Source organism: Desulfotignum balticum DSM 7044 (assembly GCF_000421285.1).
In the GTDB taxonomy this organism is placed as follows: Bacteria; Desulfobacterota; Desulfobacteria; order Desulfobacterales; family Desulfobacteraceae; genus Desulfotignum; species Desulfotignum balticum.
In genome coordinates this window covers 290,803-311,254 of record NZ_ATWO01000001.1, presented here as the reverse complement: position 1 = coordinate 311,254, position 20,452 = coordinate 290,803, and the positions used below count along the sequence as shown (strand labels likewise).

21 protein-coding genes are annotated in these 20,452 nt (G+C 51.1%); 9 read left to right on the top strand and 12 right to left on the bottom strand.

The window, feature by feature from the left end:
* Positions 1-2 precede the first annotated feature (2 nt).
* The gene (locus K365_RS0101755) at positions 3-1,793 is read right to left on the bottom strand and encodes an aminopeptidase P family protein (RefSeq protein WP_245569121.1); all 1,791 of its coding nucleotides are present in this window, start codon (positions 1,791-1,793) and stop codon (positions 3-5) included.
* Between the two features lie 338 nt (positions 1,794-2,131).
* Here K365_RS0101755 and K365_RS0101745 point away from each other — a divergent pair, with 338 nt between their 5' ends.
* From K365_RS0101745 to K365_RS0101720, 6 genes are all read left to right on the top strand, one after another.
* A complete protein-coding gene (locus K365_RS0101745; RefSeq protein ID WP_024333260.1) occupies positions 2,132-3,277 on the top strand; it encodes a MalY/PatB family protein in 1,146 nt (381 codons plus the stop codon).
* 111 nt (positions 3,278-3,388) lie between these two features.
* Entirely contained in the window at positions 3,389-4,507 is a 1,119-nt protein-coding gene (locus K365_RS0101740; protein WP_006967867.1) for a branched-chain amino acid ABC transporter substrate-binding protein, read from the top strand.
* 181 nt (positions 4,508-4,688) lie between these two features.
* A complete protein-coding gene (locus tag K365_RS0101735) occupies positions 4,689-5,597 on the top strand; it encodes an ABC transporter permease subunit (RefSeq protein WP_024333259.1) in 909 nt (302 codons plus the stop codon).
* A 21-nt stretch (positions 5,598-5,618) separates the two neighbouring features.
* On the top strand, positions 5,619-6,857 hold the full coding sequence (locus K365_RS0101730) for an ABC transporter permease subunit (protein ID WP_006967869.1): 1,239 nt from the start codon (positions 5,619-5,621) through the stop codon (positions 6,855-6,857).
* A complete protein-coding gene (locus K365_RS0101725) occupies positions 6,841-7,632 on the top strand; it encodes an ABC transporter ATP-binding protein (RefSeq protein WP_006967870.1) in 792 nt (263 codons plus the stop codon). The genes K365_RS0101730 and K365_RS0101725 overlap by 17 nt, the downstream gene beginning before the upstream one ends.
* The gene (locus K365_RS0101720) at positions 7,625-8,332 is read left to right on the top strand and encodes an ABC transporter ATP-binding protein (RefSeq protein ID WP_006967871.1); all 708 of its coding nucleotides are present in this window, start codon (positions 7,625-7,627) and stop codon (positions 8,330-8,332) included. The genes K365_RS0101725 and K365_RS0101720 overlap by 8 nt, the downstream gene beginning before the upstream one ends.
* A 1-nt stretch (position 8,333) precedes the next feature.
* On the opposite strand, the gene K365_RS0101715 is transcribed toward K365_RS0101720, so the two are convergent.
* From K365_RS0101715 to K365_RS0101670, 9 genes are all read right to left on the bottom strand, one after another.
* Positions 8,334-8,771 carry a GNAT family N-acetyltransferase gene (locus K365_RS0101715; protein ID WP_006967872.1) on the bottom strand — a complete coding sequence of 146 codons (438 nt, stop codon included), beginning with the start codon at positions 8,769-8,771 and terminating at the stop codon, positions 8,334-8,336.
* A gap of 13 nt (positions 8,772-8,784) precedes the next feature.
* Positions 8,785-8,979: a DUF2080 family transposase-associated protein gene (locus K365_RS0101710; RefSeq protein ID WP_006967873.1), complete on the bottom strand. Its 195-nt coding sequence runs from the start codon at positions 8,977-8,979 to the stop codon at positions 8,785-8,787.
* Positions 8,980-9,191: 212 nt separating this feature from the next.
* The gene (locus tag K365_RS0101700) at positions 9,192-10,097 is read right to left on the bottom strand and encodes a hypothetical protein (protein ID WP_006967874.1); all 906 of its coding nucleotides are present in this window, start codon (positions 10,095-10,097) and stop codon (positions 9,192-9,194) included.
* Between the two features lie 12 nt (positions 10,098-10,109).
* The gene (locus K365_RS0101695) at positions 10,110-12,728 is read right to left on the bottom strand and encodes a molybdopterin-dependent oxidoreductase (RefSeq protein WP_006967875.1); all 2,619 of its coding nucleotides are present in this window, start codon (positions 12,726-12,728) and stop codon (positions 10,110-10,112) included.
* 12 nt (positions 12,729-12,740) lie between these two features.
* A complete protein-coding gene (locus K365_RS0101690) occupies positions 12,741-13,397 on the bottom strand; it encodes a 4Fe-4S dicluster domain-containing protein (protein ID WP_006967876.1) in 657 nt (218 codons plus the stop codon).
* Positions 13,398-13,460: 63 nt separating this feature from the next.
* Positions 13,461-14,012, bottom strand: a complete 552-nt coding sequence (locus tag K365_RS0101685) for a 2-oxoacid:acceptor oxidoreductase family protein (RefSeq protein WP_006967877.1) — start codon at positions 14,010-14,012, stop codon at positions 13,461-13,463.
* Positions 14,013-14,023: 11 nt separating this feature from the next.
* Positions 14,024-14,983 carry a thiamine pyrophosphate-dependent enzyme gene (locus tag K365_RS0101680; RefSeq protein ID WP_006967878.1) on the bottom strand — a complete coding sequence of 320 codons (960 nt, stop codon included), beginning with the start codon at positions 14,981-14,983 and terminating at the stop codon, positions 14,024-14,026.
* A 1-nt stretch (position 14,984) separates the two neighbouring features.
* On the bottom strand, positions 14,985-16,211 hold the full coding sequence (locus tag K365_RS0101675) for a pyruvate synthase subunit PorA (RefSeq protein ID WP_024333256.1): 1,227 nt from the start codon (positions 16,209-16,211) through the stop codon (positions 14,985-14,987).
* Positions 16,208-16,495 carry a 4Fe-4S binding protein gene (locus K365_RS0101670; RefSeq protein ID WP_024333255.1) on the bottom strand — a complete coding sequence of 96 codons (288 nt, stop codon included), beginning with the start codon at positions 16,493-16,495 and terminating at the stop codon, positions 16,208-16,210. The genes K365_RS0101675 and K365_RS0101670 overlap by 4 nt, the downstream gene beginning before the upstream one ends.
* Positions 16,496-16,938: 443 nt before the next feature.
* On the opposite strand from K365_RS0101670, the gene K365_RS0101665 reads away from it, so the two are divergent.
* Complete coding sequence (locus K365_RS0101665) at positions 16,939-17,193, top strand: hypothetical protein (protein WP_024333254.1); 255 nt, start codon at positions 16,939-16,941, stop codon at positions 17,191-17,193.
* Between the two features lie 9 nt (positions 17,194-17,202).
* Positions 17,203-17,373 (top strand): hypothetical protein, encoded by a 171-nt coding sequence (locus K365_RS28210; RefSeq protein ID WP_169432917.1) that lies wholly within the window; start codon positions 17,203-17,205, stop codon positions 17,371-17,373.
* Between the two features lie 41 nt (positions 17,374-17,414).
* Here K365_RS28210 and K365_RS0101655 read toward each other — a convergent pair whose 3' ends face one another.
* Together K365_RS0101655 and K365_RS0101650 are read right to left on the bottom strand one after the other, a co-directional pair.
* Complete coding sequence (locus K365_RS0101655) at positions 17,415-18,848, bottom strand: diadenylate cyclase (protein WP_024333253.1); 1,434 nt, start codon at positions 18,846-18,848, stop codon at positions 17,415-17,417.
* A 3-nt stretch (positions 18,849-18,851) separates the two neighbouring features.
* Complete coding sequence (locus K365_RS0101650; RefSeq protein ID WP_245569120.1) at positions 18,852-19,292, bottom strand: DUF2914 domain-containing protein; 441 nt, start codon at positions 19,290-19,292, stop codon at positions 18,852-18,854.
* Between the two features lie 155 nt (positions 19,293-19,447).
* On the opposite strand from K365_RS0101650, the gene K365_RS0101645 reads away from it, so the two are divergent.
* A complete protein-coding gene (locus K365_RS0101645; RefSeq protein WP_006967885.1) occupies positions 19,448-20,449 on the top strand; it encodes an asparaginase in 1,002 nt (333 codons plus the stop codon).
* The last annotated feature ends 3 nt before the right edge of the window (positions 20,450-20,452 follow it).

Below are 20,452 nucleotides of genomic sequence, written 5' to 3'. Positions count from 1 at the left end.
GATCAATCCAGCAAAGCGGTCCGGGTTTGGAGCCATGCAGCGATCCGGGATGGCAGATAAGGTGAAATCCGGTCATACACCTGCCGGTGATACTGATTGATCCACGCGATCTCCGCTTCAGTGAGCAGGGAGGTATCGATCAGATCCCGTTCAAAATGGCACCAGGTCATGTTTTCAAATTCCAGAAACCGGCCGAATTCTGTTTGACGGGAATCGGTCACCAGCACCATGTTCTCCAGGCGGATACCATATTCTCCCTCCCTGTAAACCCCGGGCTCATCGGTCATCAGCATGCCTTTTTCCAGGGCCGCATCCACCGGATGCGGGCTGATCCGGGCCGGGCCTTCATGAACACACAAAAAGAACCCCACACCGTGTCCCGTGCCATGCCCGAAATTCATGCCCTGGGCCCACAGAAACTGCCGGGCCAGGGTATCGATCTGAAACCCCCGGGTGCCTTCGGGAAAACACGCGCCGGCCACAGCGATATGGCCTTTAAGCACCAGGGTGTAGTCCTTGATCTGCTGCAAGGAAGGGGTTCCCAGACACACCGTGCGGGTGATGTCCGTGGTGCCGGTCAGGTAATTACCGCCGGAATCGGTCAGAAACAGTCCGGTATTATCCAGCCGGACATCGGTCTGAGGGGTGGCGGAATAATGGCACAAGGCGGAATGCGCACCAAACGCCATAATGGGATCAAAACTGTTTTCCACAAACCCGGGCTGGGCTTTGCGAAGTTCAAACAATTTTTCTGCCGCACTGATTTCCGTCAGCGAATCGTCAGGTTCCTGTTCCGACAGCCAGTGAAGGAAACAGATAACGGCAATCCCGTCCTTGACCGCCGTATCCCGCAAATGCCGGATCTGAATGTCGTTTTTAACCGCTTTGAGCCGGGCGGCCGGGCTTGGTTTTTCAACCACGCGGCAAGCCGGATTGATGGCGGATGCCAGGCATGCGGATGTCATATCCGGATCCAGCAGCATACAGGCAGAATCCGGCATCTGTCCCAGGGCCGTGTCAATATCAGTATAACCGGCCAGGGTTACACCGTCGTTTGCCAGGCCTGAAGCCAGATCTTTGGTCACCTTGTCCGGGTGGATGAATAACCGGACAGACGATTGAGTGAAAAGAGCAAACGCGATGTTCACCGGATTGTTGGGGGCATCGGATCCCCTCAGGTTGAATGTCCAGGCAATGTCCTCCAGAGCGGTCATCACATGGCAGTCCGCCCCGGCCTGTGCCATGGCTTTCCGGATATTTTCGATTTTTTCGACCCGGGACTGGCCAGCATACTGCACATCAAACTCCCAGGCGGTTGACATCGGCATGGGGGGCCGATCCTGCCATAGATCTTTTACCAGGTCCAGATCGGTACGCAATCGGATCTGCCGGATATCCCACAATTGCCGGTATGTTTTTTCCTGGGTTCGTGAGAGGATCCGGCCGTCAATGGCCACTGTGTTTTTGGGACCCAGATGATCAAAAATCCAGCGATGGAAGTCGGGCACATCTTTTTCCCCGGATTTAAACAATTCGAATTCCGATCCCTGTATCTGAATACCGGCCTGGAGCCAGTATCTGAAATCGGTCCATAAAACGGCCCGGGTGCGGGTGACCACGGCCACGCCGGCTGATCCGGTGAATCCGGTGAGCCAGGCCCGGGCCTGCCAGTGTCCGGTGACATATTCGCTCTGATGGGGATCGGCAGAAGGCACCACGATTGCAGCAATCTGGTGTGCCGCCATCATCCGCCTTAATGCCGCCAGTTTTTCATCTGTTTTCACAACAGCCATTCCTTACTTTATCTTCTATAATCTCTGTGGTATTCCCAGCCATGTACAATGCCCCATGGCATACACTGTTTAAGGTAATTTCTCAATCTTTTTTCAGAATGCCCCGTGCCTCTGATGGGTATGGGGTATTAGGGGCAAACCGCAGCAGGAATCGCCTGTACAGCGGAGCCCCCGGAGGAGGCATTCTACAATCCGATTTCAATTTTGGGTTGACAAGTCCAGGGAAGTATGTTTTCTGACCAGGAACCGACCCTGTTTTCGACGAACAGATATATATGGATATGCCCGCGGAAACAGCCCCATACATCCAAAAAAGTGGAAGGAGATCCCCCATTCTGATGAACCCTTTTTTTGATCCCGTTATCGACCGGACCCATACCCATTCCATGAAATGGGAGAAATATGAAGGCACAGACATCTTGCCCATGTGGGTGGCGGACATGGACTTCAAAGCCCCGCCGGCAGTACTGGCAGCACTGACAAAAGTCATCGATCACGGGGTCCTGGGATATACGCTGGTTTCCCGGGATCTGAACCGGATTGTGGCAGACCGGCTCACGGCCCTTTACGGCTGGGCCGTTGAACCGGACTGGCTGGTATGGATTCCCGGTGTGGTGTCGGGGCTGAATGTGGTATGCCGGGCCTTTGGAAAACAAGACCAGCCCCTTGTCACCACCACGCCCATTTATCCGCCGTTTCTGTCGGTATCCGACCATTGCGGTAAGCCGTTGATCACCCTTCCCATGATCCGGGAATCCAACCGGTCCACCCTGGATTTTGATGCCCTGGAACGCGTGTTCCAAACCGGACCGGCGGTTTTTTTATTCTGCAGCCCCTACAATCCCTGCGGGACCCTGTTTACCCGGGAGGAACTTGAACATCTGACAACCCTGTGTGAGACCTATGACATTCTTTTGTGCAGCGATGAAATCCACAGCGATTTCGTACTGGACCCGGAAAACCGCCACATTCCCACAGCGTCTTTGTCCGAAGCCGCCGCCCAAAGAACCATCACCCTGATGGCACCTTCCAAAACCTATAACATTCCGGGGCTGGGGTGTGCCTTTGCCGTGATTCCAAATGCCGGCCTCAGAACCCGGTTCAAAGCGGCCTGCAAAGGCATTGTTCCATCCGTGAACCTGATGGGGCTTGCCGCGGCAAAAGCGGCGTATGACGTCTGTGATGACTGGCTGTCCCAGCTTGTTTCCTACCTGGCTGAAAACAGAAACACGGTGATGAAACAAATCAACGAACTGCCCGGATGCCGTCTGGACCCCATAACAGCCACATATCTGGCCTGGATCGATGTCAGGGAAACCGGGCTCACAGATCCGGTCCGGTTTTTTGAAGAACACGGGGTCGGATTGTCGGATGGGTCTTTTTTCGGATCTCCCGGATTTGTCCGGCTCAATTTCGGATGCCCGGCGACTGTTCTGGAAAAAGGACTGGACCGAATGGCACAGGCAATGAAAAGGCGTACATGATGAATTTTTTCTTGACTTAAAACCTTCATATTTCTATAGTTATGCAATTTTCAAACAAAAATGCGGATTTCGTTCAAAAATTTAAGTTAACCTAAACAAAGGGAGTAGAACATGAAAACTTTTTTTAAGTGTCTCACCGTCGGGGTATTGTCTATGATGCTGTTTGCCGCACCTGGATTTGCCAGTGATACCATAAAGGTGGCCAATGCCGGCGCACTTTCCGGAGATTTGGCACCCTACGGCATATCCGCTCTCAGAGGGGTTGAAATGGCGGTTGAAGACATCAATGAAAAGGGCGGTATCCTGGGGAAAAAAGTCGAGCTGATGCTCGGAGATGATGTGTGCAAACCGGAAGTGGCGGTCAACGTGGCCACCAAGCTTGTATCCGACGGCGCCCAGATGGTTGTGGGTCATGTCTGCTCCGGCGCCACCATTGCTGCCAACAAAATTTACAAAGATGCCGATATCATTCTTATTTCCGGTTCCGCCACCAATGATGATCTGACTATGTCGGGTGACCATCCCAATTTTTTCAGAACCATTGCCAATGATGGGGCCCAGGCCACGCTGATGACGTCATTTGCAAAAAACGATCTCAAAATCAAAAAAGTGGCGTTGATTCACGACAAAGGAGATTACGGCAAAGGACAGATGGAACTGGCCAAAATCGCGTTTGAACATATGGGAGACGTGGAAATCGTACTGTTCGAAGGCGTGACCACCGGCGCTGTGGATTACACAGCCATTGTCCAGAAAATCAAACGGTCTGATGCGGATCTGGTCATGTGGGGTGGATACCATTCCGATGCGTCCAAAATCATTCAGCTGATGAAAAAGAAACGCGTAGATACGCTTTTCATGGGTGCGGACGGCATCTATGGCGACAACCTGCCCAACCTGGCCGGCGAATTTGCTGAAGGCGTCTATGCCACCGGCCCCAATGACACCTCTTCCAACCCCATGCATCAGGCATTGACCAAAGAACACCAGGAAAAATACGGGGAAGATCCCGGCACCTTTTTCTTCACCGGATACACCTGCATGCAGTCTTTGGCAGTTGCCGCTGAAAAAGCCGGCACTGTGGAGTATGATGCCATGCGGGCCGCCATGTTCGAAATCACCGTGGACTCTCCCATGGGCCCCATCGGATTTGACGAAAACGGGGACATTGTGGGCGCGGGTTTTTCAGTATACCGGGTAACTGACGGAAAATATCAGCAGGTTAATTAACGACTCATGCCTTTGAAAAACAGGAGCCAGATCCATGTCGGATTTGCGCTCCTGTTTTTATCACCAGCGGTTTGCCTTAAACCACAGACGTTCAGGATGAAACAATATGCGTTGGATTAGTATATTACTGGGTCTGGCTGTCACCGGAATTATCGGCTTTTTCGCCGTCCGGGAATTACTCATGGACCCCATGTATTTTTTTGAGCTGTTTCTGGGAGGTTTGACCCGGGGCAGTATTTATGCCCTTATCGCCCTAGGCTATACCATGGTGTACGGCATCATTCAGCTGATCAACTTTGCCCATGGGGAAATCTACATGATCGGCGCCATGACCGCGTTGATCATTGCCAGCGTTCTGGGAATGTGGGGATGGAACACCGCTGTGATCGTCATCCTGGCGTTTGTGTTTGCCATCGTCTATTCCTGCGCTTATGGGTTTACCGTGGAAAAAATCGCGTACAAACCGTTGCGAAACGCGCCACGCCTGTCTGCGCTGATATCCGCCATCGGCATGAGCCTGTTTCTGCAAAACTATGTCATGCTGGCCCAGACCCCGGACTACCTGCCTTTCAAAAGCCTGATACCGGATTTCAAATTCTGGGAACCCTTTGCCCACATCATCACATCCGTGGAAATCACCATCATCATTACCACGGTGATCGTCATGATCCTGCTGGGGCTGCTCATCAAATTCACCCGGATCGGCAAAGCCATGCGGGCCACGGCCCAGGACAAGGTCATGGCGGCTCTTTTGGGGATCAATGTCAACAATGTCATTTCAGCCACGTTTGTGGTGGGCTCTGCCACGGCAGCCATCGGCGGGGTGCTTATCGCCTGCCATGTGGGCCAGATCAATTTCTATATCGGATTTCTGGCCGGCCTCAAAGCCTTTATCGCCGCTGTTTTAGGCGGTATCGGTTCCATTCCTGGCGCAGTGCTGGGATCTCTGGTTCTGGGTATTTCCGAAAGCTTTTTTACCGGGTATTTCTGGAGTGAATACGAAGATGTGTTTGCTTTTACCATCCTGGTGGTAATTCTGATTTTCCGCCCATCCGGCATCCTGGGTCGCCACGATGCCCAGAAAGTGTAATTTGAATTCAGGTGACAACTTATGCCGATTAAACAACAACTCAAACAATCTTTGATCATTGCCTTCTGGTTCATGATCCTGACCTTTCCCATCATGGTCATTAAGGTCAATACCATCCACAACACCATTGTTTTCAGGTGGTCCAACCTTTTATGGGTCGGTGTGCTATCCTTTTTTGCCTCCTGGTTATGGAACTATTTTCTGCGGCGCACCGAAGCCCGGAAAAAGTCGGACATTGACGAAGACATCCCCCTGATCCACCGATTTTTGCAAAACAACCGGTTCCGCCGGCCGTTTCTCGGGCTGCTGGCTGCTTTTTTTATCGCGTATCCGTTTGTTTTCCCCATGTATCACACCTCCATCATGATATCGGCCCTGGTGTATGTCATGCTGGGACTGGGACTCAATATCGTGGTGGGACTGGCCGGGCTGCTTGATCTGGGGTATGTGGCGTTTTATGCGGTGGGGGCTTATGCCTATGCCCTTTTAAACCTGCATTTTGGACTCAGCTTCTGGATGGTGCTGCCCATTTCCGCACTCCTGGGCACCCTGTTCGGCGTGTTGTTGGGTTATCCGGTACTGCGGCTCAGAGGGGATTACCTGGCTATCGTGACCCTGGGGTTCGGAGAAATCATCCGGATTGTTCTGGAAAACTGGGATGAGTTTTCCAACGGCCCCCGGGGAATCTCTGATATTCCGGCCCCCACTTTTTTCGGGCATCAGTTCAATCAGGACAATACCATGATCTACATCTATTTCATTGTTATCGCCCTGGTGCTCATGACTATCTTTTTTGTCAACCGCCTGGAAAATTCCAAAATCGGACGGGCCTGGATCGCGTTGCGGGATGATGAGATCGCCTGCCAGGCCATGGGGATCGACAAATTCAAGACCAAGCTCACCGCGTTTGCCTTAGGCGCCACCTGGGCTGCCATGGGCGGGGTGATCTTTGCCGCCAAAACCTCATATATCAACCCCATGTCTTTTACCATCTGGGAGTCCATCACCATTTTGTGCGTGGTGGTTATCGGCGGCATGGGATCCGCCGTGGGAGTGATTGCCGGTGCGCTGGTGCTGATTCTTCTGCCGGAATATCTGCGGGCGGTGGCTGAATACCGGATGCTGGTTTTCGGGGCGCTACAGGTCATTGTCATGGTGTTCAAACCGGACGGTCTGATCAAAAGCGTTCGAAAAGTGTACACGTTTAAAACATCACAGGAACCCCATCAGGAAAAAATAGTCCATGGAACCCATACTTAACGTTAAAAACCTGACCATGAAATTCGGGGGTCTTAAAGCCCTGGATGATGTAAGCATTGCCATTGAAAAAGGGCAGATTGCCGCACTCATCGGCCCCAACGGCGCCGGAAAAACCACATTTTTTAACTGTATCACCGGCATTTATGAACCCACTCACGGAAATGTGGAGATTACCCCCCCCGGCAAAGCCACCCAGAGTCTCAAAGGCCTCAAACCCAATTATGTAACGGAAAGAGGTATTGCCAGAACCTTTCAAAACATCCGGCTGTTTCATGGCATGACAGTACTTGAAAACGTGTTGATCGGCAGGCACTGTCGCCTGTCTTCCGGGATTATCAAGGCCATGCTCAAACCCTCCAGCCAGCGGGAGGAAGAAAAAAAAGCGGTGTATGACAGTTATGAAATTCTGGAAAAAATCGGCCTGGCAAAATATGTGAATGAAATGGCGGTGAACCTGCCGTACGGGGCCCAGCGACGTCTGGAAATCGCTCGTGCCATGGCCACGGACCCTTTTTTACTGCTGCTGGATGAACCGGCGGCCGGCATGAATCCCCAGGAAACCAAAGAACTGGATGATCTGATTCTCTGGCTGCGGGACAATGAAAATCTGACCATTCTCCTCATCGAACATGATATGAAACTGGTCATGAGCCTGTCCGACTGGATCCATGTAGTGGATTACGGCAAAAAAATCGCCGAAGGCACCCCTGCCGAAATCAAAGCCAATCCTGACGTCATCAAAGCCTATCTGGGAGAAGAATCCGACGATGCTTAAACTCAGCAATATCCATACTTATTACGGCAATATCCACGCACTCAAAGGCATAGACATCGAAGTGGAGGAAGGGGAGGTGATTTCCCTGATCGGTGCCAACGGAGCCGGGAAATCCACCACATTGATGACGACGTCCGGTATTGTTCCGGCCCAAAAAGGAACCATCGAACTCAACGGAGAAGATATCACATATCTGTCCCCGGATAACATTGTCAAAAAAGGGATCTGCCAGGTCCCGGAAGGCCGCCGCATTTTTCCTTATCTCACCGTGGCCGAAAATCTGGATATGGGCGCATTTCTGCGTAACGACAATGATAAAATCAAACAGGATCTGTCGTATGTATATGAACTGTTTCCCATCCTGGCCAACCGCCGGAACCAGGCCGGCGGTACCCTGAGCGGCGGGGAACAGCAGATGCTGGCCATATCCCGGGCACTGATGTCCCGGCCCAAGATACTGCTGCTGGATGAGCCGTCCCTGGGCCTGGCCCCCATCGTGGTGAAACAGATTTTCTCCATCATTGAAAAGATCAATCAGGAAAATAAAACCACCATCTTTATCGTGGAGCAGAACGCCAATCTGGCATTGAAAGCGGCCCACCGGGGATATGTCATGGAAACCGGACGAATCACCATGACAGATACCGGTGCAAATCTGCTGGCCAACGAGGACGTGAAAAAAGCCTATCTGGGGATTTAAGCTACAGCTCTTTTTTCAGGTTGATGAATTCACTGCGTTTGAATCCCAGCTTCTTGAAAAAAGACAGCACATCAATGGAATCCCACATCACGGACGAATAGATACAGGCCACTTCTTTGTCCCTGTAAATGTCACAAATCCGGTTGGCCAGTGCCAGCCCGATACCCCGGCCCATGTAATCCGGATGCACGCCGATTGCCATGATCCAGGCACTTTTCCGGATACCGAAACCCGCATACAGGGTGGTGGAAATCATGTACCCCACGACCTTATTGTTCAATTCCGCGGCCAGGCTGGTGGTGCCGTTTCCATCGGATACCTGCTGTTTCACCAGCTTGAGAAAATCGACGTTGGCATCCTGGGGTGAGATGGCGGCACGGATATCTTCTATGGCCTGGGCGTCCTCCAGACGGATTTCTCTGATGATCGGTTCTTCCAAAACATCCTCCCTGTTATTCTACTTTGATAATTTTGACCGTATGACCCACCCAGTTGGGTGGCAGATATATTCTGCCACTGTTGCCGGAGGATTTCACTTCTTTTTCAATCATTTCCTCTCCGTACACCTCGAATTTGACTCTGGCCTGAGGAACCGGTTTGGTCTCTTCCGCCGCCAATGGGGTTTCGGTTTGATTTTTATCAGTCATTTAATATCCCGTTTTTGATGAAAAAGATTCTTTGCTGTCTTTTGAACTTGTAAAAGACAGACCGACCATTTCATTATAAAAAAGACCATATATTGTTTTCTTTTTTTTTTCAACTTCAACTCATGAAAGGGCCTGATAAAAAAAGCACAGACAGCACAGAAAAATGATTCCCTGAACTGCCTGTGCTTCAGATAAAGATGACAAAACAATTTCTAAATCAAGGGATTATACACCGCCGTTTTCATAATAAGGTACCGAATAGCCAGATCCCCTGCCAGAACAGATGCCAGGCGCAGGAAAACCAGAAATCCGTTGGTGCTGCCGCCCCACATAATCAAAGTAAAAATCAGAGGCAAAAGAACGGCCAGCACCCCGACACCCACATAGGTGATCCGTTTAAGATCGCCTTCCAGCATCTTTTTAACGGAAATTTTTGCCACGTCACTCATATGCCATGTGCCCCAGGCATACAGCCCGATGCACAGAATATAGATCAGAAAGAACGTGGCAGCCCAGACTTCCATGCCGGAAACCACCGTGGCACTACCGGAAAGAGCGAACAACAGCTGAAGCAGCTGGTGCCCCACCCAGATCCCGGAAATGATGGACAACGGCAGCACAACGGTGGAACTCCATGCCGGCAGGGCACGAACCACGTTCATAGTGGCAAACCCATGGGAAATGATCAGCAGACATAAAATGCCCATGATGAAATTGAACACCATATTAAATCCGCCCGGAGTGATCATCTGCAAAAATCCCAGAACGGCAAACACACCGATGATCCAGATTCCCCGGGACAGTTCGGACGTATTGGGCTTCATGAGCATACGCCAGGCCCGTTTGGGGTTGCCCAGATACAGCATGTGAATCACCCCGCCCAAAATCAGCGTGATCAGCCAGCCGATCACGATCCCGGGCCGGAAACTGTAAAACAGAGACATGAAATACAGGCCGGCACCGATTTCAGAGAAAAAGAACGCCAGCCAGAGAAAAATACCTTTTTCATCGATCCACTGCCGCTGACGGGTCGGACTGATCATCCACTCATAGGGTTTGATCCCGGAGCCATCAGACGGAAACATGGTTTCAACCAGATTTTGGTGATTATCATTCATGGAAATACCCTCCTAATTTACTTTATAAATCTTGACAGCAACCGCAGTCTCCATGTTACCGGCGACCGGATCAAAATATTTGAGCTTGGCCGGCAGCAGTTTGCAGAAATTGGCGCCTTTGCCTTTGGCAATGGGTCGTCCGTCCGCCCACAACCCGCCCTGGCCGGCAATACCGATCACCTTGGGACTCTGGGCTTCCATGGTTTTGACAATCCCTTTTTCCTTGACCCCGTATTTATTCTCAATGCAGATGATATCTCCATCCTTGAATCCCCGCTCCTTTGCCATGGTGGTATTTAAAGTGATGGTAAAGGTATAGGGGCACATCTGGGACACCTCATCCACATACGGATTCTGGAACGTGGTATTGTTGGTGTGCAGAATATCCCGATAAGAGAATGCCAGCAGGTCATATTCATCATCCAGATCTTTGTGGGATTCAGGCCAGAACCAGGAAGGCAGCGGCGTATACTGATCCATATCCATTTCAAGCTTTTTGTAGTCAAAACCGGTTTCCTCAAAAATCTTTTCCATATTACGTCTGTCATGGATCAGATATTCCATGTACACCGGGCACCTGGAATCGATCTCCCACCGCCAGTAAACATCTTCAATGGATTTATGCCAGGTGGCGTATCCCTGTTCTTCGATTTTTTCCTTGTCAGGCCCGTACACCCATCTGAGAACCCGTTCGCCGATCTCTTTCCAGGTCAGTTTTTCACCGGGCTTGATCTGCAGTTCAGGATCCTCGATCCGATAGTAATCATTGAGCTTGGCGTTGAACTTGTCCAGCACGCCCACCCGATGCGCCACCTCCAGGTACACATCCATGAAGAACCGGGATTCTCCGATGGGTTTGGCCACCGGTTTCTGCAGATGCACATACCAGTCTTCATAGGAAGGCGATCCGGAAAAAAAGAACGCATCGATCTCCGAAGACCAGCAGTCTTTTTCCAGATAAGACACATCCGGCAAAATCAGGTCGCCAATGGCCTGATCGGTTTCATTGATCCACAGGTCGTTTTGCACCACAAAGCAGTCTTTGAAGTTTTTCACTGCCGTATCCCAGTCGGAATTACTGATGATAAAATTGGCAGAAATACCGAAAATCATCTCAGGTTTGGCTTTCATGCCCAGTTTATCATGAATGTAATCCACTTCTTCCACATAAGGAATATGGGACAGGGTACAATGGGTCCACACATCCACGCATCCCATGTTGGTGGCCGGATAGCTGGGCGCATGCACCGGCCAGGGATCATGGGAATAGAACACGGACGGAACGATCACGCCATCAGTGCCTACTTTACAGGTCTGTTCATAATTGCCGCCCGGATAGGCCCGGCGGATGGCCGGCCATCCCAAGGTACCGCCGGGAACATCTTCGGCCCCCACCAGCTGGGCCATCAGGTCGATGGCTGCCACCTGATGGATCCCGTTGGTATGGCCCTGGGATCCCCGGAACGTGACCGATGACACCGGCCGGTAAGGAAAGGTTTTGCCTTCAATGGTGATGGTGGATCCGATCTGGGCGTTGTCCACCCAGCCCTTGGCCACTTCCAGAATCTTGGCGGCCGGTACAGTGGAAATTTCTGAAGCCCATTCAATGGTAAACTGTTTCAAATGCTCTTTGAACGGTACAAAGCAGGGACGTACTTTTTCCCCGTTGTATTCATACTCACCGTCCAGGGCCAGGTCTTCCCAGGCGGCGGATTGATCGTCATATTCCTTGATCTCGCCGGCTTTGGTATCATACACCAACGGTTTGTTGCTTTTTTCGTGACGTATGTAGGTACCGTCTTCCTTGATCAGGTAGACGAAATTGGTCTTGGCTTTCAGATACAGTTCATCCATTTCCCCGCGCATGTTCACGATATAGTTGGCAATGGCCAGACCCACAGCCGTGTCCGTGCCCGGCAGAATGGCCAGCCATTCCGTGGCTTTACCCCCGGCAAAATTACCCATGGGATCGAACACGATCTCTTTGATGCCTCTTCGCACGGCATCGGCCCGTAACCGGGCGTTGGTCATGGCGGAATGTCCGGAGCCGGTGCCTTTGCTGGAACCCCATTTGAGCACATATTTGGTGTACCGCCAGTCAGGTGCAATGGACCAGGCCCCGTGAATCAGGCCCCCCAGCATATGGCAGGCGTTTCCGCAGTGCAGGCTGCCACCGCCGATGATGAAGTTACCGTTGTTTTTAACACCAAACGCCTGGGCATAAAAATAGGGATGGTTGTGCGGCCCGTCAGACGCCCGCATGGTCTGGTTGGTGAACAAAATCTTATTGGGATCGTCTTCCATGATCTTTTTCATCTTGGTGGTGATGATTTCATAGGCTTCTTCCCATTCAATCTCTTTCCATTTGGGATCCACACCGATCCCTTTTTCCGGATTGGTCCGAAGCATCGGTTTTTTGATCCGGTTGGGATCATGGTAGTACATGAGGCCGGCCACACCTTTGCCGCACAGACCGGCATTGGTGCCGCCCATGGTGGTCTCTTTGATGCCCTCGATTTTTACCGGCACCCCGTTCACCACCCGCACTTTGGCACCGCATCCGCAGTAGCAGACACCACAGGTGGTATTTACCCATTTGTCTTCCCAAATTTCATCTGTCTTATAGGTCATATTGCCTCCTGTTTAATCAATATAATAAACGGCGGGTTCCGTGCCGAATTCTTTTCTGAGTTGTTTACCTTTTTTCTCCATGATCAGCCGGTTGATCTCACTGTTGGGATCATCCAGATCACCGAACACTCTGGCGCCTACCGGACAGATATTGACACATGCGGGCGTGGCATCTTCATCCTTGCCCGGGGTCAGCCCTTTTTTCATGCCTTCATCCACGCGTTCCGAACAGAAATTACACTTGATCACGGTGCCGAGTTTAAAGGGATACAATTTTTCCCCGATGGTTTCCATCTCGGTTTTGCCCTGGCCCGGAAAAAACTCCCGGTTTTTGGTTTTTTCATCGTAGTAGGTCCGCTGCTGATATGGACAAGCCACCATACAGGCCCGGCATCCTACGCATTTGGTATCATCAATGGCCACGATGCCGTCTTCTCTGACATAGGTGGCTCCCGTGGGGCACGCTTCCACACAGGCCGCATCCTCACAATGGTTGCACAGGACCGGATAAATCAGTTTGGAAGAGGTGGGAAACTTACCGGTTTCTCCAATCAACACCCGGTTAAAGAACACCCCGGGCGGCAAAAAATGTTCTTCCTTGCACGCGATGGTGCATCCCCAGCAGGCAATACACCGTTTGACATCGATTACCATTCCCCATCTAGGCATAGCAGCTCCTTTTTCTCTTTACATTTAAAATTATGTGTTGGTATTGATCCTGTGTCACGCTGCCTAAAGATCAACGGTTGTTACCTCCTCAAACCCTCTTTGTGCGCAGACCCTGTTGGCATCCAGTTTTTTTCCTGAAAAATAATCCGCCAACGCCTCTAAAACCGGGTCGATATCCAGCAGGCCCGACATTTTTGCAAATGCCCCCACGACCACGGTATTGGGAATGGGCAGTCCGATCTCTTCCATGGCAATGCCGTTGGCATCGACCATGGCCAGTTTTCTTAAATTCTCATGACGAATATCGCCCTTGTTTTTCTTGTCGTTGATCAAGAGCATACCCCCGGGTAACAACCCGTCAAACACGGCCGGAGAATTTTTTTGAGAAGGATCCAGCACCACCAGAATATTGGGATTGTAGATCTGAGTTTTCTCTTTCACCGGTTTGTCGGAAAACCGCCCGAATGCCGTGACCGGCGCGCCGCGACGCTCGAATCCGAACATGGGAAAACTGGCGCCGAACTGCCCGGTTCTGGCAAATGCATTGGCCAGAATCTTGGAGGTGGTCACCACCCCCTGCCCGCCTCTACCATGGAATCTGACTTCACTCATCATAATTTTTCTCCTTAATCTTGCGCAGATACCGGTAGCTGACATTCCGCTTCCAGCACACTCAGTCCGCCCAAAAGGCAAGTTTCATATTCCACATCGTCCTGAAGAATCTGAAGATCCGCGTCAGTCATGTGATTGAATTTTTTCATCAGTTTGGTGTAACTGCTTACGGGTTTGGGTTTTTTAACGGTTTTGGTCATGCGGATTTTACCATTTTCAGCTTCCCACAAAGGAAAGTAATTGGTTTTGACCGCCTGCCGGCAGATCTCTATGGTATCTGCGGGATTCGCACCCCAGCCCGTGGGACAGGGGGCAAACACATGGAGAAAGCAAAATCCCCGTTCCTTGGCTTTTTTGGCTTTAAGCAGTTTTTTGGCCAGGTCCTCCAAATCGCTGAGGGTTGCCGTGGCCGTATAGGGAATCTTGTTCATGGCCATTTTCACCCCTAAATTCATGCGCCGCAGATTTTTTCCTTTGTGCACCGTGCCATAGGGGGTGGTGGTGGTGGTGGCGCCGTACGGGGTGGTGCCGCTTTTTTGAATCCCGGTATTCATGTACCCTTCATTGTCATAACAGATGTAGATGAACGGCTCATTGCGTTCCGCGGCCCCGGAAAGGTTGCCGAATCCGATATCGTTGGCCGTGCCGTCGCCGTTGAAACACACCACCGTGTTGTCAATACCCGCTTTTTTATAGTACCGCACCAATCCTGTGGCATTGGCGGCGGCCCCGGTCATCAGGGTGCCGAAATAAGACAGGGTGTGCCAGGACTGTTTATTCTGACCCAGCAGTACCGGGGCGGAACAGGACGGAGTTCCGGTGATGATGATATCATTCCCCAAAACCCGGGGGATAAACCGCAGCAGCAGTTCCAAACCGCAGCCCGGGCAGAATGACACGCCTTTGGAGAACGGATCGTCATATTTAAGGTAATCCAGTACTTTGGTCAGCCGGCCTTTGTTTTTTTCAGCCATGTTATTTTTCCCCCTTATCTTTGTTGGCTTTTGGATAAGATACCCAGGTCACTTCAGGGACATCCTTGCCGTCGGCCAGATCTGCCGTCATTTGGATCATCTGTTTCACATTGGTTTTGGTGATGTCGGTATTGGCAATGCCGTCAATGAAACTGACCAGTTTTGCGCCGCCCAGTTTGGTTTCAAACGCTTTGAGTTCCGTGTAGATGGGACCGCCGTCAAATCCGAATGCCAGACTGCGATCCACCACGCCGATGGCTTTTTTCCCTTTGAGGGCCTTGACCAGGGCCTGATGGGGAAACGGGCGATACATGCGGATCTTCACCAGGCCGATGCGGACGCCTTTTTCCCGTTGCTCGTCAATGACCGACTTGATGGTACCGCACATGGACCCGGATCCCACCAGTACCATATCCGCATCTTCGGTGAGGTACTCTTCCAGCTGTCCGCCGTAAGTTCTGCCGAAAATATCGGCAAACTCCTGATCAATGGCATCAAACTTGGCTTTGGACCGTTCCATGGCAGTCACATGTTTATGCCGCAGTTCCATATATCCGCCTAGAATGCCATGGGTTCCCACGCCCAGTTTTTCACCGGGCCGAAGCACGGTCCGTTTGGGTTGAGATTTCAGCACCGACAGAAACTGATCCACAGTTTCCTGTTCCGGAATTTCCACGCCTTCAGACAGATAGGACAGAAAAAACCCGTCATAATGCACCATAACCGGCAATTGAATATCGTAATCCTCGGCCAGGCGGTAGCTCTGAAGCACCAGATCCATAATCTCCTGGCAGTTTTCAGCAATCAGAAATATCCAGCCTGCATCTCTTGTAGAGATCATGTCCTGCTGGCCGGAAGACACGGCGATAATACCCGGGGTTTCCCGGTTCACATTGACCATGACCACAGGGGCTCTGGCACCGGCGGTGGCCAGTACCGCATCATACATAAACACCAGTCCCCAGGAGGACGAGGCGGTAAACACCCGACCGCCGGCCAAAGATGCCGCCATCACCGCGTTCATGGCGGAATTTTCTCCTTCCACGGTGATCAGTTCGCAATCCATGTCACCGGATGCATGAAAACTGGATATCTGTTCAATCACTTCGGTCTGGGGAGTGATGGGATAGGCCGCCACCACATCGGGCCGGGCCAGTTTAGCGGCAATGGCTGCGGCCGCGTTGCCGGTGATGACTTGGATATTAGACGAAATAGCTGTGGTATTCATGATACAAACTCCCCTTCCGAAACCATGGTGATCGCGCCCTTGGGACATTCTTTTGCGCAGATACCGCATCCCTTGCAAAAATCCAGATCCGGCTTAAAACAGCTGTCCGCTGTCATTTCCATCACCTGGATCGGGCAGTAAATCGCGCAAAACCCGCAGAAAATACATTTTTCCTTGTCCACAACCGGGCGCTCAGATCGCCAATCGCCGGTATCCGTGCACATCAGCGAATCAGTGGCATCCGACCACGGCCCTTCGTGATTAAAGTATTGATTTGATGACATAAATTCCCTCCCCCTGTTTACGAATAAAATGACCCTGGGCAATGCTGCTTTATTGTATCTACTTCATAGCCATTTTTTTGATACAATTCGATTGCATTGTCAAGCAAAAAATAAAATCCGCATAAAAAAAACGAAGATTTGATAAGTGAGGAGTAGGACTTACCCAAAAAAGACAAATTTCAACAAAAGGATAATAGTTGATAAATCAACGATTGAAGCTGCATCGAATTTTCAGGCATCCAGCATCGCGGGGTTTTCCCGGTGCGGCTTCTGGGCGAAATCGATCCGTCTAAAGAGGTTGGCACGGGCTGTCAAGCTGATTGTCTGAATGACCGCGCCTTTAAACAGGCGAATGGGTTTTCATGGATGACGCTTGAATATCACGAATCTGTTCTTAACTTAAGGTTTAACACAATCCTTAAACCCAACACAGGAGGGCAGCCATGGACAAGCAGGAATTATGCGAAAAAATCCGATCCATTTATCCGGATATCGGTGAATGCGGGATCGATCTGGATGTCGGGTATGACAAAGACAACCAGCGGTGGACCGTGTATCTTAAAAAAGACAAAAAAGCGTTAAAAACATTTCTGGAACCCGATGATGCCCGTTTGTGCATGGAAGGCAAACAGTGCGTCAGTTTGGGAGTTGAAATCAACCAGTTAAAAGACAGCATTGACAGAATGCCGCTGCAATGAGGTGATATAATGACAGACCACGATAAAAAAAAAGAAAACAATGGTGTGGATCTGGATGTGTGTACCCAGGCCCCTGAGTTTGCTGAACATGCAAGACCCAATGAATCACCACAGGATGCCTGCGATGACGGCAGAGCCGGCACAGGTAAAAACAAACAAGAATCTGACAGCTCGAAATGAGCCTTGTCTTTATCCGGCCTGAAACTGTTGGCACAAATTTTTCAGGAAGCGGTATTCTCTCGCTGCTGGACTGAATATTCCAGTTGAACACTGCTTTTCTTCTGATCATCAGGCCGGATGGTGGAAGGGGTAAAAACGATACCGGCGGTGATTTTGCCCGATTCGGTGATGCCGTCCAGGGAAAGCGGCTCGGTAAAAAGGGTTTCGATCTCCCGGAGAGCCTGGGAAGGACCGACAACCAAAATCTTTTCCGGTTCAATCACGGCCCGGGTCATGATCAGATCCGGAGAAAGCCTGCCGACCCAGAAAGCCTGAATCGCAATCTCTTTTTTTAACGGCACATCCACAAACACCTCCAGCATGGACGGCTCGATGCTTTTCACTGAAATGCCCGGCGGCAGCGAAACTGCATTCCGTCCGACAGACAGGCTGTTTTTACCCGGCGTGGTATTGGTAAGGTTGAGCTTGACATTGATGCGGTCCGGCTTCAAAGACCGGATCAGGGGTCTGGAACCGCTGACCAGCAGCCGGATACTGCTGGCAGATGAAGAAAAGACTTCCATGTTCTGATCTGATTTGACAAATTCGACGGGGACATCATGGGTGGCCAGAGTTTCCAACCCCCTGGAAAAACTGAACCAAAGCCCGGTGACACAGGCCAGACACACGGCAGCGGCAATCGCCAGTTCCCTTGTCTGTTTTTTTACATCCCTGGCAGATGAGTCTCCGCCAGCATGCTGAATCAGCATTTTTTCAAGCACGCGGGCATCATTGATATCGTAAACCCGTTTGTCCTGGACCACTGTAATTTTGCCCCGTTCTTCAGATACCACAATTACCATGGCATCGGTCTGTTCCGCCAGACCGATGGCGGCCCGGTGCCGGGTACCGAAACGGGAGGGAAGATCTGTGCGTTTCGACAGAGGAAGAATCACACCCACATCCGTAATTCGGTCTCCCCAGATCACCACGGCCCCGTCATGAACCGGATTATCCTGCCAGAAAATGCTGATGAGCATCTCTTTGGATAGTTTTCCCTGCCAGGTGATCCCTTCCTGAACCACACTTTCCATCCCCTTGCTCAAGGGCAGCACGATCAGCGCGCCGATTTTTTGTCTGGCCAGTTCATAAACGCTTTCAACAATGATCCCCACAGGGGTTTTCAGCTGCTGGCGGGGAATCCCCCATAAAAAAAATTTCAGATCCCTAGTTTTGAGCACCGATGATATTTCGTTGCGGAACACCACAATGATCACCAGGGCGGCAACGGCAATGACCCCCTGCATGACCCAGCTGGTGATGATCAGTCCCATGGAAAATGCCACCTGCCTGAAAACCAGCAGCACCCCCATGAACAGAAGCACCCGCAGCACGTTGGTCCCCCGGAACAGCACATACAGCCGGAAAAGAATATAGGTATTCAGGGCAATATCCAGCCCGTTCTGCCACCCGATATCAAAAAAATTCGCTATCATCAATCAATCTGAAATGCTGAAACGAAGGGTTTTCAACAACTTGTCACGGCTGTCGACAATTTCCACCCGCCAGGGCCCCTTGTCCGCAGGCCTGAGCTGCATACTGCTGAAAGAAGACCATTTGGGCGGATTCAACACCAACCGGGTATTGGAGATCAACCGGTCCTGCCGGTACCAGCGATGATACACAATGCTTTCTTCAAAAACCGGATCAAACGCGGAAAAACAATAGACCCGTCCCAGAGAAATGGAAAAAACGACCGCCGGATTGACCGGCTGAAACCTTTCAATGGCTTCACACATCTGTGCCTGAATCAGGACCGGCGGCTCAGATACCGGCGCCATCACCGGGGACTGGACCTGGGCATAGATCCTGGAGGTAGCGGTTACAGCTGATACCAGACATATGATTAAAAGGCTGCATATTCTAATGGAGGGTTTCATTTTGGGTATCTTAGCCATGAACCTTTATTTTTTCAAGCAGATTCATTGAGTTTCTGATTAACGTCTGGCAAAAAACAAACCGGTCTGCTATTTTATCAGCAGATGTCACACCGGTATCAACCAAAAAATCGGGTTGTTTTTAAAGGGGCTTTTTTATGAAATCCCACGTCAGGATTCTGGCCACCGGCGGTACCATTGCCGGTATCAGCCAAACGCCTTCCCAGTCCGAATACTGTGCAGGACAAATGACCATTCAGGATATGATCGATGCGGTTCCGGATCTGAACCGGCTGGCCGATATTTCAGGAGAACAGATCGCCAATGTTGGATCCCAGGACATGTCATTTGATATTCTGATCCGACTGACCTGCCGCATCAACGAACTGATGAAAAAAGAGGACATTCACGGTATTGTCGTCACCCACGGCACCGACACCATGGAAGAAACCGCCTTTTTTCTGAATCTCACCGTCGACAGCCCCAAGCCCGTGGTACTGACCGGGGCCATGCGGCCGGCCAATGCTATTTCAGCGGACGGCCCCTTGAACCTGTTCAATGCCGTGGCTGTGGCAGCTGATCCCAATGCCAGGGAACGAGGGTGCCTGGTGGTAATGAATGACCGGATTCACGGGGCCCATTCTCTGACCAAGACCAATACCACATCCGTGGAAACATTTTTATCCCCTGTCAACGGCCTGGTGGGAACCGTTAATTACGGGAAAACCGCCTATTTTCGATTCCCCTTCAGGCGGCACACCTATCTGAGTGAATTTTCCAGCCGGTTCTGTCACCCCCCCCATCCGACACTGCCCCGGGTGGACATCATTTATGCCTGTATTGATATGCCGCCGGATCTGATCGACTTATCGTCAGCCGCCGGGGCCAAAGGCATTGTCATTGCCGGTGACGGCAATGGAAACATGAATCAGGCCACAATAAAAAAAGCCGCCCAAAAGGCGGCTTCAGGGTTCTGCATTGTCCGAAGTTCACGGGTACCGACCGGAACGGTGGGCCGGAATATGGAAGTGGATGACGACACTTTGGGGTTTATTGCTTCAGATGAACTCAATCCTGCCAAGGCGCGCATACTGCTCATGCTGGCGCTGTTTAAAAGAGTTCCCCGGCATCAAATTCAACAGATGTTTTACACATACTGACGT